This is a genomic window from Meiothermus sp. Pnk-1 (assembly GCF_003226535.1).
In the GTDB taxonomy this organism is placed as follows: Bacteria; Deinococcota; Deinococci; order Deinococcales; family Thermaceae; genus Allomeiothermus.
In genome coordinates this window covers 1-13,480 of sequence record NZ_QKOB01000011.1, presented here as the reverse complement: position 1 = coordinate 13,480, position 13,480 = coordinate 1, and the positions used below count along the sequence as shown (strand labels likewise).

Sequence of the window (13,480 nt, the reverse complement as noted above, 5' to 3'; positions counted from 1 at the left end):
CAGCGCAGTCCAGCCTCTAAGCGGTCAGTGTACCCGCCCCAGCCTCGCCTGGTAAAGGAAAATCGCCAGGGCAACGCTCGCGTTCAGCGACTCGGCCCCAGGGGAAAGAGGGATGCGTGCGGTCTCGTCACAGCGCTGCTGGACCAACCGGCGCATCCCTTCTCCCTCCGAACCGATCACGATGGCTAAGGGGCGTTTATAGTCGAGCCCGGCCAGGTCTTTTTGTCCTCTGCCGCTGGCCCCGTAGATCCACACCCCGCGTTCCTTGAGCTCCTCCATGTAACGCGGCAGATTCTTGATCTGTACCAAGGGTAGCTTGTGGGCCATCCCCGCCGAGGCCTTGAGCACCAACGGCGAGAGCGGGGCGCTGCGGCGTTCCTCCGTGACGACCCCGTGAGCTCCCAGGGCCAAGGCCGTCCGGATGATGGCCCCGTAGTTGCGGGGGTCGGTCACCCCGTCCAGCAACACCAGCAAGATCTCTTCTCCACGCTCCTCGGCCAGGCGGAAAGGGGCCTCGGGGTGCGAGAATTTGAGTTCGGCCACCTCGGCCACCAAGCCCTGGTGCTGGGTGGTGCGCACCCTCTGATCGAGCTCGATGCGGGGGAGCAGCTCGTAATCTGCCCCTAGCCGCTCGAGCTCACGGATCAGCCAGTGCTCCACGCCTTTGGCGACCCAGACCCGCACCGCCTGACCCTCCTTGATCGCCTCGAGCACTGGATTGCGTCCGTAAATCAACATATCCTCTCCGTATTCCAAAGCCAGTCCGCGCCCATGGGGTTGCCCTCAACCGGTGCCCGTCCTGACGGTACGGTGGGCCTGCAGCTCAGTGTACCCGGTCTTCGGCCGGTGGGTCCGTACGACGGGCACCTTCAGGGTAGATTGTCCTTGCGTTTCAGGACTACACTAGGATTGAGGTGGTGTATGTACGGCAAAATCCTGATGCCCACCGATGGCAGCAGCTGTAGCACCAAGGCCATCGAGCAGGGGCTCGAGCTGGCCAAAACCCTAGGCGCCCAGGTGACCTTCGTGTACGTGGTGGAAGACCCCACCCGCACCCTCTGGATCAGCCCCGAGGCGGTGCCGTATGGCCTCGAGCTGATCGAAGACCTCAAAAAAGCCGGGAACGAAGCCCTGGAAGCAGCCCTGCAAATGGCGGCCCGGGCTGGGGTGAGCGCCCAGAGCAAGCTGCGCGAGGGCAAACCCATAGACGCCATCCTGAGCGAAGCCAAAAGCCACGACCTGATTGTAATGGGCACCCACGGGCGCAGCGGCATCGACCGGCTCCTCTTAGGCTCGGTGACCGAAGGGGTGTTGCACCGCTCGGAAAAGCCCGTGCTGGTGATCCGTAGCCACTGACCCAGCGATCGATGCAGGTCCGGCTCAGCCGTCGCAAGCTGCTCGGCTTGGGCCTGGGGTTGGCGGGGCTGCCGCGGGGGCAGGCCCCGCTCGAGCCCCAGGCGGTTTTCCCCCTCGGCGTAGCCTCCGGCGATCCAAGCCCGGACGGGGTGGTGCTGTGGACGCGGGTCGCCCCGGAAGCCTTCCAGCCCGGTGAGCCCATCGCGGTCGAAGCTTGTGAATCGGCGGATTTTCTCGAACCCCAAGGGGGCCTGATCGAAACCGGCTTCGGTCCCGAGAGCGACTACACCGTGCGGGCCGACCTGGATGGCCAGCTCGAGCCGGGAAGGGGCTACTTTTACCGCTTCATCTACCGCGGCGTGGCCAGCCCCATCGGGCGTACCCGCACCCTGCCCCCACCCGGCACCATGCCCGAGCGTCTGCGCCTGGGCCTCGTCACCTGCCAGGAGTTCGGGAGCGGCTACTACGGAGCCCTCGCCCACCTGGCCCGAGAGGATCTCGACGCGATCCTCCACCTGGGAGACTTCATCTACGAGTACTCCGGTGACCCCCGCTACCGCCGCGAGCGGTTTGCGGGGCGGGCCTTTAGCCTGCCGAGCGGGAGCTATCTGGCCGTAAACCTGGCCGATTACCGCGCCCTGTACCGCACCTACCGCAGCGACCCCTTTTTGCAACAAGCCCTGGCCGCCCACCCTTGGGTCTTCTTGTGGGACGACCACGAGTTCGCCAACGACACCTACTGGGACCCCGCCACCGACGCGCCCGGAGCCCCCGATCACCCCTTCAAGAACCAGCCCGAACGCCTCAGGAAGCTCCGGCTCGAGGCCAACCAAGCCTGGAGCGAGTACGTCCCGGCGCGGGTGGTCTACGACCCTACGGCCAGCGAGCCTCACCGCCAGATCAGCCAGTACCGCAAGCTAGCCTTTGGCGATCTGCTCGAGCTGTTCGTGACCGATACCCGCAGCTACCGCTCGCCCCATCCCTGCGGCGAGGGGGGCTTCGGCCAGCGGCAGTTCGCCACCTGCTCGGCCCAGACCCGCCCCACCCAGACCATGCTGGGGGCCGAGCAGTACCGCTGGCTCAGGGAAAACCTCACCCGTAGCTCAGCAAAGTGGCGGGGCCTGGCCAGCGCGGTGATGTTCTCCCCGCTGCGCTCGGGCGACCTCACCCTCAACACCGATGGCTGGGATGGGTACGCTGCCGAGCGCCAGGCCCTGCTGCAGGCCTGGGCTCGAGCCGGGGTGGACAACCTGGTGGTGCTGAGCGGCGATCTTCACTCCGCCCTGGCCGCGCAGGTCTCCCTCACGTTCCAACCCGGCGAACCCTGGCTAGGGGCCGAGTTCATGGCCCCCTCCCTGACCAGCCCCGGCCCCGCCGAGACCCTGCGGCGCCTGGCCTTCTGGCCTGGCAACGCCCTCTTGGAACAGGCCAACCCGCACCTGCACTTCTTTGACGGCGATATCAACGGGTATGCCATCCTCGAGGCCACGCCGGAAGCCATCACTTACGAGCTGTACTGGGTGGATAAGACGCAGAACCATCCGGGCGCCCCCAAGCGCCTGGCCCGGAGGCTGCGGTATCGACCCGGAAAGGGGCTCGAGGCCCTCAGGTAAGGCATGCGGGGCCTTTGCGGCCCTCACGCCCAAAACGCCAAGCGCGGTAGATCGCCCTCGCCCAGCCCCGGGCGCTTCCGGCAAAGTCCCGCACGGCCAGCGGCGAGAAAAGGCGCTTAGACGAGCACCAGTTCGTCGCGGACGTAGTGCAGCTGCACACGGCGGGGAGTCATGCCCGGGCCAAAGTAGTTGCGCACGGCCTCGAGCACATTAGCTTTAAGCTCCTCCCAGGTCTGGCCGTGGGTGGCGATGCTTTCCTCACCGATCGCGCGGGCGGCGAACCCCCCCTCGGCATCGCGGACTTCGAAGATCAACTCCATACCCGCCCTATACTACCCGTGCTCGCCCCAATAATTGTGTGCAAATTACACGGCATACGTCGTACGCAAGGCGCCAAACGCCGTGGATCAGGCCATTAGCGGTAGCGCGCCAGATCCCGGCTGTGGCTGGCGAAATCGGGGTTGACAAAGAGCTTGCCCTGGCGGCTATGAAAGAAATAGAATAGCGCCCTCCCCTGACCGTCGGTGCGCTGGGGCTCGAGCACCGCCCGCAAGGCCTCGGAGCCAGGGTTGCCGATGGCCCCGGGCGGCAAACCGGCCACCCGGTAGGTGTTGTAGGGGGTGTCGCTCTCAAAGTCCCCGGCTGGCCGGGAGAGCTCGGGGAGGGCCTTACCCAAGCCGTACGCCACGGTGGGATCGGCCTGTAGGGGCATTCCGGCCTCCAAGCGGTTGAGGAAGATCCCCGCGATCAGCGGCTTCTCCTGGGGGTGGGCGGCCTCGGCCTGAACGATGGAAGCCAGCGTGACCCACTGCTGCACGCTGAGCTTCTCCTGGGCCAAGCGGCTTCGTACCTCGGGGGTTAGCTCCTGCTCGAAACGCGCCAGCATGGCCTGGATGATCTCCCGGGCGGTGGCGTCGAGGGGGAAGGTATAGGTGGCGGGGAACAAAAAGCCCTCGAGGGTGGGGCTTTGCACATAGCTGGGCCGCAGATCGGCGGGCGGGTGTTCGGCCAGTTCGAGGAATTTTTCTCCTGGCAGGCCGTGTTGGCTGAGCCGCTGGGCCATCTGGTGCATGCGCCAGCCCTCGGGAAAGGTCAGGCGCACGGTGAGGGGCTGGGCCTCCTCGGTGAGGGCGATCGCCAGCCGCCGCATCCCCTCCCCCTCGAGCCGGTATACCCCCGGCTTGAGCAGCCTATCCCGCCCCGAGGCCCGCAGGTATATCGCAAAGAGCTGCCCCGAGCGCACCAGCCCGGCCCGCTCCAGAGTGCGGCCCACCGCCAGCGCCCCCTGGCCCCGCTCGAGCCGCACCTGGGCCTGCACCCCGGTTGGCCCCGACAGCCACAGCAGATACCCCAAGACCCCGGCCAGCAGGCTAAACAGAAGCGATACCCCCCACCTCAGCCAGGGGCTGCGGCGGCCCTCGCGCTCGGGTGAGGAGAGGCCCTCGGGCATAGGCTTTTCCGGATTCAACCCCTACCCCGCTCCCTTCACGGCGTCCCGCCGCAAGCAGAGGTAGCCCTCCAGCAAGGCCACCGCAGCGGCTTCGTCCAGCTTACCCTTCTCCTGCCGCACCCGCCGGGGCGCCGCCTCCAGCCGCCGGGCCCCCAGCTGGGTGGTGAAGCGCTCGTCGAGGGTCTCGACCTCGAGCCCAGCTTCCCGCAAGGCCCTCACCAGCTCGAGCACCCGAGCGGCCTGGGCGCTGGGACTCCCATCGGTGCGAAGAGGAAGGCCCACGATGAACTTGTCCACCCCCTCTCCCGAAGCGAACTCCCGTAACGCTTGCAGGTCGGCCTGCGGAGTCCGGCGCACCAAGTAACCCCGCCCAAAAGCCCAGGGCGAGCCCACCTCCCCCACCGCCAGGCCGATGCGGGCCTCGCCTACGTCCAAAGCGGCTACTTTCATTACTTACCCATCCTAGGCTACTCACCTGAGCCAAGGCTGAAGGCCCATCCCTTCAGCGTGAGCGCAGGGCCCCTTCCAGCGCGGCAAAAGCCCGCTCGAGGTCGAAGCCGCCCCCCTGGGCCAAGGCCCCTTTGCCGCCCCCGCGCCCGCCCGCCGCCTCGGTAAGCCGCTGCATCACCGCCCCGGCCTCGAGCCCCTTGGCCTGGGCCTCCTTGGAAAGCTTGATGACCAGGTGCTGCCCCGAACCCACCGCCACCACGTCGGCGCGGTGCTTGTCCAACAGATCGTCGGCAGCCGAGCGCAAAGCCCCGGCCTCGAGGCCCTCGAGCCGTACCGCCAAGTACTTGTAGCCGCCCGCTTCTTTGAGCGCGGAGGCCGCCCCGCCGCCCAGCTGGGCCCGGGCCAGTTCCCGCCGGAGCCGCTCGATCTCCTTTTCGCGGGCTTTTATCTCGCTTTGGAGCTTACCCAAACGCTCCGGCAAGCCCTCTGGGTTCACCCCGAACTCGCGGGCCAGGCCCTGGAGCAACCCCAGGTTCTCCCGCACGTACTGAACGGCCCCGGTGCCGGTGAGCGCCTCGATCCGGCGCACCCCCGCCGAGACCGCCTCCTCGAAGCGGATCACGAACACCCCGATCTCTCCCGTGCGGCGCACGTGGCAACCGCCGCAAAGTTCCTTGGAGGAGATGTTGTCCACCGTGCCCTCCACCGCCACCACCCGCACCACGTCGGCGTATTTCTCCCCGAATAGGGCCATGGCCCCTTCCCTTTTGGCCTCCTCGAGCGGTTTGTAAGTGTAGCTAACCGGGAAATCGGCCTGGATCCAGCGGTTCACCAACAGCTCGATCCGGGCCAGCTCCCGTGGGCTCACCGGCTCGGGGTGGGTGAAGTCAAAGCGCAGCCGGTCCGGCCCCACGTAGCTCCCCGCCTGGCGGACATGGCCCCCCAAGACCGCGCGCAAGGCGGCGTGCAGGAGGTGGGTGGCGGTGTGGTTCTTCTCGGTATCGCGGCGGTGGGGGTCTACCAAAGCCCGCACGGTGGTACCCGCTTTGAGAGTCCCTTCCTCTACCTTAGCCAAGTGGAGGTAGATGCCGTCGGGGTTTTTCTGGGTGGTGGAAACCTTGGCCCAGCCCCCAGCCCACTCCAACACCCCCGAGTCGCCCACCTGACCGCCGCCCTCGGCGTAAAAGGGGGTCCGGTCGAGCACCACCTGCACTTCGGTCCCGGCGGGGGCCTCGTCGAGGGACTGATTCCCTGCCAACAAGAGCTTGACCTGGGCGGTCTCCTCGGTGCGCTCGTAGCCCACGAAAACGGTACCGCCATAGTCCTTGGCCAACGCCAGCAGGGCTTCGTTGGGCCGTTTGAACACGTCCTTGTCGAAGGCCGCGCGCTGTCGAGCGAGTTCCTGAGCCTGCTCGAGGGCCCGCTCGAAGCCCTCGGTGTCCACCTTGACCCCGCGCTCGTCGGCGATCTCGAGGGTGAGGTCCAAGGGAAAACCGTAGGTGTCGTACAGCCGGAAAGCCTCCTCGCCGGAGAGGGTATCGCCGGGCTCGAGCCCCGACAGCAAAGCATCCAAGCGCTCCACGCCCTGCTCGAGGGTCTCGAAGAAGCGCTCCTCCTCCAACCGGATCTGCCGCTGCACGCTCTCGAGGTTTTCCCTTAGCTCAGGGTACACCCCCCCCATCACTTCGGCCACGGTCTCGGCCAGCTTGTACATGAACGCCTCGCGCAGGCCCAGCAAGTAGCCATACCGCACCGCCCGGCGCAGCAGGCGGCGCACCACGTAGCCGCGCCCGGTGTTGGAGAAGGTGACGCCGTCCGAGAGGATAAAGCTCACCGCGCGGGCGTGCTCGGCGATAACCCGGTGGGCCACCGAGGCAGGCCCCTCGTAGCTCACCCCGCTTAGCTCGACGACCCGCCCGATGAGCGGCTGGAACTCGTCGGTCTCGTAGAAGTCGGTCACGCCCTGCAAGACCATCGCCACCCGCGCCAGGCCCATCCCGGTGTCGATGTTGGGCTTGGGCAAAGGCTCAAGCACCCCGCCGTCCTTGCGGTCGTACTGAGGGAAAACCAGGTTCCAAATCTCCACGAAGCGGTTGCTCTCGCGGGTCTGGTAGTAATCGGCCCAGGTATCCGCGCCAAACTCCGGCCCCCGGTCGTAGTAGATCTCCGAGCACGGCCCGCAGGGCCCGTTGGGGCCTTTGCTGGGAGCGTCGGCGGGCCAGAAATTCTCATCGGCACCAAAGCGGTGCAGGCGCTCCGGCGGCAACCCGACGTCTTGGGTCCAGTACTCAAACGCCTCGTCGTCCTCCTCGTAGATAGTCACATAGATGCGCTCCGGCTCGAGGCCCAACCACCGCTTATCGGTCAGGAACTCCCAGGCCCAGAGGATCGCCTCTTTCTTGAAGTAGTCCCCGAAGCTGAAGTTTCCTAGCATCTCGAAGACCGTCTGGTGCCGGTTGGTACGGCCTACGTTTTCTATGTCGCCGGTGCGCACGCACTTCTGGCAAGTGGTCACCCGGTAAGAGACCTTCTCGCCCTCGGGGGTGTGAAAGATCGGGGTTTTACCCAGAAAGTAGGGTTTAAGTGGGGTCATGCCCGCGTTGATGAACAACAGCGAGGGGTCGTCCTGGGGGATGACGCTGAAGGAGGGAAGCCGAAGATGGCCCTTCGACTGGAAGAACTGTAGGTATTTCTCACGGATTTCGGCGGTCGTCATGTACATGACAGGTTCCTTTCAAGCCCCAACAGCATAAAAAACGAACCCCACCCTCGCAAACCCTAAGGGCCCCTTTCCTTAGAAAGGGTGCCCTCAGCGGGTAGCTCGAGCAGGGCGTCGCATCTGGATTTGAATATACAAGGGCTTTATGCAGATGTAAAGGCGAAAAAAACCTTACAGCGGGGGGATCGGATCATCGGGGAAGGCCAGCGGTGCTACCGATTCTCCTGGCTTGACCACAAAACGGGTCAGGTACTCTTCGCCCGAGGGGTCGCGGAAAACCTCGGTCTGCCGGTCTTTGAGGTTGACGATCCAGACCTCACGAAGCCCAGCTTTGGCATAACGTTTGAGCTTGCTGCTTCGGTCAAACCAAAGGGTGGCATCCGAGACCTCGACCACCAAATAAACGTTTTCCGGTCTGGGGTGCCCCTGACGATAAAAATCTTCTTTCCATTCCAGAAGAGCCAAGTCCGGTAGGGGAAGGTCTTCATCATCGAGGCGTATAGGATTCTGGCTTCGCACCACCGCCCGCTCATCGAATTGCTTGAGGAATAAACGAACCAGCCAGTCTACGCTACTGGCATGGCCTTCACTAGTGGGGGGCATCTCGTACACCTCGCCATCCAGGAGTTCGATGCGCTTTTCAGGGTCGAGCAGGCCCGCCTTTTCCATCGCCAACAGCTCATCCACTGTCCACCGCTTTTTCTGCGGGGCGACGATCTGATGCTCGAGCGTGACCATAAACCCATGATACATAGACGCTCGTCGGTTATCTGAGCTACAATGACGGTTCGTGGATACAACCGCGCTGGATCAGCTGTCGCACCAGGCCCTCGAGCAGGCCCAGACCGCCATCGCCAGCTATCCCTTCCCCCGCCTCGAGACCTATTACACCTTCGCCGACAAGTCCATCATCCCCACCTTTCTCACTCGCCCCATCTCGCGCAGTCAGGTAAACACCCGGCAGCTTTTTTACACCCTGCGCGGCCCCCAGGAGATCTTCCCGGCCTTCGGCGCCTCCATGAGCATGATGCGCTCGAGGTTCGCCCGAGACGTGTGGGACGGAGGAAACGGCGGAATCCACATCCTGCCCAGGGTGGGCCTTTCCGATATAGAGCGCATTCAGGACGTCAAAGCCAGCGCCCCGGCCTTGGTCGGAGCGGCCCTCGGCATCCACGAAGACGAAGCCTTTCTACACGAGCTGTTCCAGCAGCCCAACTTGGCTTTCGCCTCTATTGATATCGCCCACGGGGCCAACGCGGCAGTGTTGCCGGTGCTGGCTAAAATCCGCTCGCAAGGCGTAGAAAGCGGGATCATCTTAGGGAATGTGGGCAGCATCGAGGGCTTTGCCTATGCCTACTGGTTGATGAAGCTCTCGGGGTTCAAGCACTTCGCCATCAAGGTGGGGGTGGGGCCAGGCTCGGTCTGCACGACGCGGATCAACACCGGGGTGGGAGTGGGGCAACTCTCGTTGCTCGAGGAGATCTACCGCTTCCGCAACCACGCCGGTTACACCGACGCCCAGATCATCGCCGACGGCGGGGTGAATGCCTCGGGCGACTTCGTGAAGGCCCTGGCCTATAGCGAAGGGGTGATGATGGGCAAGTTCTTCGCCTCGGGGTCTTTCGAAGACGAGGTGCTGATCAAAAAGGACGGTCACCTCGAGGGGGTGTTGCTCTTCGGCATGGCCTCCTCGCTGGTGACCGAGAAGCGCAACTACATCGAGGGCTCCTCGCAGACCCTGCGGGCTTTTCACAAAGACGCGCGAGAGGCGGTCTCGAGGCTGCGCGAGGGTCTACAAAGCGCCATGACCTACGTCAACGCTACCAACCTCAACGAGTTCCGTGGCAACGTGCGCTTCGCCCTCAACTCGGCGGCAGCCATCACCGAGGCCGGGGTGCACTAAGTACCCCACTTCTCAACTTAGGCTTGTTGTGGAAGGCGGAAGGCGATTTTTTTCTCTCCTGGATCGATAAAGCGTCTTCCATGGGGGCCCCAAATCAGTGGGAGGGAACTCAGTTGCACCAACCTCATGAGTATCAGGCTTCCTTCTTAGCCGCGTGGTAGTTTGTAGACGTGCCAGACATCATCGTGGTGGGCAGCATCAACATGGACTTGGTGGTGCACCTCGAGCGCCACCCCCTCCCCGGCGAGACCCTGCTGGGCTCGGATTACCAGACCTTCCCCGGCGGGAAAGGAGCCAACCAGGCAGTGGCGGCGGCCCGAGCAGGCGGTTCGGTGCGGATGGTCGGATGCTTGGGCAGCGACGGCTTCGGCGCACAGCTTTTGGAGGGGCTCGCCCAAGACGGGATAGACACCCGTTGGATCAAGCGCATGGAAGGCCCTAGCGGGGTCGCCTTCATCGCGGTGAACGCCCAAGGGCAAAACAGCATCATCGTGGCGCCGGGGAGCAACTATCGGCTCTTGCCGGAAGACCTGAACGCCGAGGCGTTCCAAGGCGCGAAAGTGGTGCTTTTGCAGCTCGAGGTCCCCCTTCCCACCGCGCTCGAGGCGGCCCGCCGGGGCCGGGAAGCCGGGGCGCAGGTAATCCTGAACGCGGCCCCGGCGCGAAACCTCACCGCCGACGAACTCCGCGACGTGAACCTGCTGGTGGTCAACGAGTTCGAGGCGGGGGTGGTGCTGGGGCGAAAAGCGCCGGAGGGCCTCGAGGGGGCTTTGGCGGCAGCGCAGGGTTTGTGCCAGCGGGTCTCCAGCGCGGTCATCACCCTGGGGGCAGAGGGCTGTGTCTGGGCGGATTCCAGCGGGCAAGGCTACGTCCCGGCCTTCCCGGTCCAGCCGGTGGATACGACGGCGGCCGGGGATGCCTTCGTGGGGATGCTAGCCAGCCGGTTGGCCAAGGGAGAAGCCCTAGCCCCCGCCCTGCGCTGGGCCAGCGCCGCCGGAGCCCTGGCGACGACCCAGGAAGGGGCTCAGCCCTCGCTCCCCACAGAGGCCGAAGTGGCAAGCTTTCTGGCCGCGCACTCGAGCCCGTAGATCTCCAAGTAGCGCCGGACTCGCTCGGCGAGGGTCGGTAGCGGGGCCACCTCGCCGCAGACCCAGTCCGGGGTATAGCTGCGGCAGACCTGGGGGCGATCGACGTAGATGGTGCACCGGCAGCTCGAGTCCAGGTGCTGACAAGGAACCCCCAGGGGCTTGCGCAAGGCAGAGATGTCCGGCGCAGCACAGCAGGCCCCGCAAAGGGTGCATTCGAGGCGCCAAAAGCTGGACGGGAAAACCTCAGCGCTCACGGCTCCTTAGCCTAGCCCAACGTCTGCCGGGATTCAGCGGGTATCCTTAGGGGATGGAAGTCCTCGCCCTGGTCTACCGAAACCTGCGGGCCCGGCCCGTCCGCAGCATCCTGACCCTGCTGGGGATCGTGGTCTCGACGGCCTCGATGGTGCTCTTTCTATCCTTTGGTGAAGGTCTGCGCCGGGCGCTGAGCTCCGAACTCTCCAGCGTCGGCCCGGCCATCCTGGTGCTCCCTGAGGGGGTCGAGGCCTTCAGCCCCGGCTACCCCGAGCTAGGCCCCGACACGGTGCGGAAGCTCGAGGGCTTGGCGGGCGAGTTGGGCATTGTTCGGGCGATCCCCTACGTGGTGCTCACCCGAGGGGGCTTCGACCCCCAGAGTACCTTTATCTTCCAGGGGCTCCCCGACGGCGTCAGCCCCAAAACCCTCTATCCCCATTTGACGGTACGCCAGGGGGCGCTCACTCCCAGCCCCCGGGGCGCGGTGGTGGGCAGCCGGATCGCCGAGCGCAACCGCCTCACCCTCGGCAAGACCCTGCGCCTCTCCCCCCGTGTCTCGCTCCGGGTAGAGGGCATCTTGCAGCCCGTCGGCGGTCTTTCTGACAACGTGATCTACGTACCGGCGAGCGCCGTACGCGCGGCCCTCGACACCCCAAACTACACCGCGATCGCGCTCTCTCTGCACGAAGGCAGCAAGGCCGAGGAGGTGGCCAAGGCCATTCAGGAACGCATCCCCGGCGTGAGCGCCCAGACCACCGGCGACGTGCTGCGCTTTGCCGAGCGGGCGGTGCGGATCTCCGACCTGGTGCGCTTCGGCATCAGCCTGGTGGCGTTGGTGGTGGGCGGGCTGTTGGTGGCCAACACGGTGATGATGTCGGTCTACGAGCGCATCCGCGAGTTCGGCCTGATGCGGGCTCTGGGAGCTAAGCGGGGATTTATCTTCGGCCTGGTGCTTTTAGAAGCCCTGTGGCTAGGGCTGGCGGGTGGGCTGGTGGGGCTAGGGCTGGGTGGGCTGGCCTCTGCGGCGGTCAACTGGTACACGGTGCGCGAGGTGGGCCTGGCCCTCTCCGCAGTGACCTTCCGGCTTGCGCTATTCGCTATGCTGGTCGCGGTAGTGTTGGGCTTGCTGGCCGGGTTTCTCCCGGCCCGTACCGCCAGCCGCATCCCGGTGGTGGAGGCACTGGGGCGCATTTAGTCCCGGAGGCCCATCGGTAGTATGCTACCCCTCAGCCCATCAAGCGGCCTTCGCGGACGAGAACCTATGCTAGAAGCCGTCCAGCTACACAAACGCTACCACCAAGGAGAGATCGACGTGGTGGCGGTGGATCATTTCAGCTTTCGCTTTCCCACCGGCCTCACCGCCATCGTGGGGCCTTCGGGCTCGGGCAAGACCACGCTTTTGAACCTGCTGGCGGGCTTCGACGTGCCCACCGAGGGCGGGGTGCGCTTAGACGGCACGGTGCTCTCGAGGCTCTCCGAGGATGCCCGCTCGGAAGTACGGCTCAAGCACATGGGCTTCGTGTTCCAGCAGTGGAACCTGGTGCCGACCCTCACCGCCTGGGAGAACGTGGCCTTCCCGATGATGCTGGCGGGAATCCCTCAGCGCGAGCGCAAATCCCGCGCCGCGGCTCTTCTGGCCAGCGTGGGACTGGAAAGACGGGCCCATCACCTGCCCAATAAGCTCTCTGGCGGTGAGCAGCAACGCGTGGCCATCGCCCGCGCGCTGGCCCTTAACCCGCCGATCCTCTTTGCCGACGAGCCCACCGGGAACCTGGACTCTGGCTCAGGAACCAAGGTGGTGGAACTGCTCAGCGCGCAGGCCCGCCAGGGCCGCACGGTGATCCTGGTGACGCACGACCTCGAGCTGGCCCGGAAAGCCGAACGTGTGCTCTATCTGCGGGACGGGCGGCTCATCCAGGTGGAGGAGACCCGGCCCAACCCGGAAATCCCCGGCAGAGCCGGCTAGACATCCTCTTCTGGCCCCGGTTATTTGTAACGCCTTTTTAACCCCCTCCTCTCTACACTGGCCTTAAGGGTGGAGTGGGGTATGGAGACTTCCTGGGTTTCGGTGCTGCTGGTGATGGTGTTGTTGGCCCTCACCTATTGTACGCGTAACCCCCTGACTCCGACGCGGTCCCGACCCTCCCAAAGCCGCCGCTCCCGCAAGGAACGAACCCCAACCCCAGAGGCGGGGGCGGTCCGGGGGCTTGGCGGCCAGAACCGGCCGGGGGCTTTCTTGGAAGCTGAGGCCCCCTCGAATCGCTTTCACCTCGACCGATAGCTTGTTGTACCGTGACGACCCCTCGAACGGCGCGGCACGAGGTCTCGCCCCGCTTCGCGGCGAAAGAAGCGTCGTTCGGAGAACGAGGGTTGGCTACCCAACACGCCGTCCCCTGTCCCCAAAACGAGCATGCCGCCGGAGACGGCGATTCCCTCCCCCACAACCCCCTAAAGCCGTAACGGCCATTTAACGCCCCCCGGGTGTGTCCTGAAAATAGGCAAACAGCCTAAACTGTTGGAATGAGCGAAATACGGGAACGGATGCATCAGTTGGTGGATGAGTACGAGCGGCTGGGAGAGGGGAAGAATATAGCCGAGCAGGAGTTGCTGGTGATTGAGTTTGGCAAACAGATCCAGCGGCTGATGATG

13 protein-coding genes are annotated in these 13,480 nt (G+C 65.1%); 7 read left to right on the top strand and 6 right to left on the bottom strand.

Features of this window, described 5'->3' with window-relative positions:
- Positions 1-24: 24 nt before the first annotated feature.
- Complete coding sequence (gene rlmB, locus DNA98_RS13485; protein ID WP_110531579.1) at positions 25-738, bottom strand: 23S rRNA (guanosine(2251)-2'-O)-methyltransferase RlmB; 714 nt, start codon at positions 736-738, stop codon at positions 25-27.
- Between the two features lie 183 nt (positions 739-921).
- On the opposite strand from rlmB, the gene DNA98_RS13480 reads away from it, so the two are divergent.
- Together DNA98_RS13480 and DNA98_RS13475 are read left to right on the top strand one after the other, a co-directional pair.
- On the top strand, positions 922-1,356 hold the full coding sequence (locus DNA98_RS13480; protein ID WP_110531577.1) for a universal stress protein: 435 nt from the start codon (positions 922-924) through the stop codon (positions 1,354-1,356).
- 11 nt (positions 1,357-1,367) lie between these two features.
- Positions 1,368-2,969: an alkaline phosphatase gene (locus DNA98_RS13475; RefSeq protein WP_110531575.1), complete on the top strand. Its 1,602-nt coding sequence runs from the start codon at positions 1,368-1,370 to the stop codon at positions 2,967-2,969.
- A 116-nt stretch (positions 2,970-3,085) separates the two neighbouring features.
- Here DNA98_RS13475 and DNA98_RS13470 read toward each other — a convergent pair whose 3' ends face one another.
- From DNA98_RS13470 to DNA98_RS13450, 5 genes are all read right to left on the bottom strand, one after another.
- Positions 3,086-3,289 carry a 2-oxoisovalerate dehydrogenase gene (locus DNA98_RS13470; protein WP_110531573.1) on the bottom strand — a complete coding sequence of 68 codons (204 nt, stop codon included), beginning with the start codon at positions 3,287-3,289 and terminating at the stop codon, positions 3,086-3,088.
- 95 nt (positions 3,290-3,384) lie between these two features.
- A complete protein-coding gene (gene mltG / locus DNA98_RS13465) occupies positions 3,385-4,419 on the bottom strand; it encodes an endolytic transglycosylase MltG (RefSeq protein WP_233493220.1) in 1,035 nt (344 codons plus the stop codon).
- A 21-nt stretch (positions 4,420-4,440) separates the two neighbouring features.
- Complete coding sequence (gene ruvX / locus DNA98_RS13460; RefSeq protein WP_110531571.1) at positions 4,441-4,869, bottom strand: Holliday junction resolvase RuvX; 429 nt, start codon at positions 4,867-4,869, stop codon at positions 4,441-4,443.
- A 52-nt stretch (positions 4,870-4,921) separates the two neighbouring features.
- Positions 4,922-7,585, bottom strand: coding sequence for an alanine--tRNA ligase (gene alaS, locus DNA98_RS13455; protein ID WP_110531693.1), 2,664 nt, complete (start codon positions 7,583-7,585; stop codon positions 4,922-4,924).
- Positions 7,586-7,759: 174 nt separating this feature from the next.
- The gene (locus DNA98_RS13450) at positions 7,760-8,326 is read right to left on the bottom strand and encodes a Uma2 family endonuclease (protein ID WP_233493219.1); all 567 of its coding nucleotides are present in this window, start codon (positions 8,324-8,326) and stop codon (positions 7,760-7,762) included.
- 52 nt (positions 8,327-8,378) lie between these two features.
- On the opposite strand from DNA98_RS13450, the gene DNA98_RS13445 reads away from it, so the two are divergent.
- The 5 genes from DNA98_RS13445 (at position 8,379) to DNA98_RS13420 (ending at position 13,112) form a co-directional block, all read left to right on the top strand.
- Complete coding sequence (locus DNA98_RS13445; RefSeq protein WP_110531567.1) at positions 8,379-9,491, top strand: IMP dehydrogenase; 1,113 nt, start codon at positions 8,379-8,381, stop codon at positions 9,489-9,491.
- A gap of 170 nt (positions 9,492-9,661) precedes the next feature.
- On the top strand, positions 9,662-10,579 hold the full coding sequence (gene rbsK / locus DNA98_RS13440) for a ribokinase (RefSeq protein WP_110531565.1): 918 nt from the start codon (positions 9,662-9,664) through the stop codon (positions 10,577-10,579).
- Between the two features lie 307 nt (positions 10,580-10,886).
- A complete protein-coding gene (locus DNA98_RS13430; RefSeq protein WP_110531561.1) occupies positions 10,887-12,026 on the top strand; it encodes an ABC transporter permease in 1,140 nt (379 codons plus the stop codon).
- A 66-nt stretch (positions 12,027-12,092) separates the two neighbouring features.
- Entirely contained in the window at positions 12,093-12,797 is a 705-nt protein-coding gene (locus DNA98_RS13425) for an ABC transporter ATP-binding protein (RefSeq protein WP_110531559.1), read from the top strand.
- Between the two features lie 81 nt (positions 12,798-12,878).
- Positions 12,879-13,112 carry a hypothetical protein gene (locus DNA98_RS13420; protein ID WP_110531557.1) on the top strand — a complete coding sequence of 78 codons (234 nt, stop codon included), beginning with the start codon at positions 12,879-12,881 and terminating at the stop codon, positions 13,110-13,112.
- Positions 13,113-13,480 lie beyond the last annotated feature (368 nt).

Excerpts from the sequence above, each read along its gene's own strand:
- DNA98_RS13420 (WP_110531557.1), top strand. The coding sequence starts at position 12,879 with ATGGAGACTTCCTGGGTTTCGGTGCTGCTGGTGATGGTGTTGTTGGCC.
- rlmB (WP_110531579.1), bottom strand. The coding sequence starts at position 738 with ATGTTGATTTACGGACGCAATCCAGTGCTCGAGGCGATCAAGGAGGGT.
- DNA98_RS13470 (WP_110531573.1), bottom strand. The coding sequence starts at position 3,289 with ATGGAGTTGATCTTCGAAGTCCGCGATGCCGAGGGGGGGTTCGCCGCC.
- DNA98_RS13475 (WP_110531575.1), top strand. The coding sequence starts at position 1,368 with ATGCAGGTCCGGCTCAGCCGTCGCAAGCTGCTCGGCTTGGGCCTGGGG.
- DNA98_RS13430 (WP_110531561.1), top strand. The coding sequence starts at position 10,887 with ATGGAAGTCCTCGCCCTGGTCTACCGAAACCTGCGGGCCCGGCCCGTC.
- DNA98_RS13480 (WP_110531577.1), top strand. The coding sequence starts at position 922 with ATGTACGGCAAAATCCTGATGCCCACCGATGGCAGCAGCTGTAGCACC.
- DNA98_RS13425 (WP_110531559.1), top strand. The coding sequence starts at position 12,093 with ATGCTAGAAGCCGTCCAGCTACACAAACGCTACCACCAAGGAGAGATC.
- ruvX (WP_110531571.1), bottom strand. The coding sequence starts at position 4,869 with ATGAAAGTAGCCGCTTTGGACGTAGGCGAGGCCCGCATCGGCCTGGCG.
- DNA98_RS13450 (WP_233493219.1), bottom strand. The coding sequence starts at position 8,326 with ATGGTCACGCTCGAGCATCAGATCGTCGCCCCGCAGAAAAAGCGGTGG.
- mltG (WP_233493220.1), bottom strand. The coding sequence starts at position 4,419 with ATGCCCGAGGGCCTCTCCTCACCCGAGCGCGAGGGCCGCCGCAGCCCC.
- alaS (WP_110531693.1), bottom strand. The coding sequence starts at position 7,585 with ATGACGACCGCCGAAATCCGTGAGAAATACCTACAGTTCTTCCAGTCG.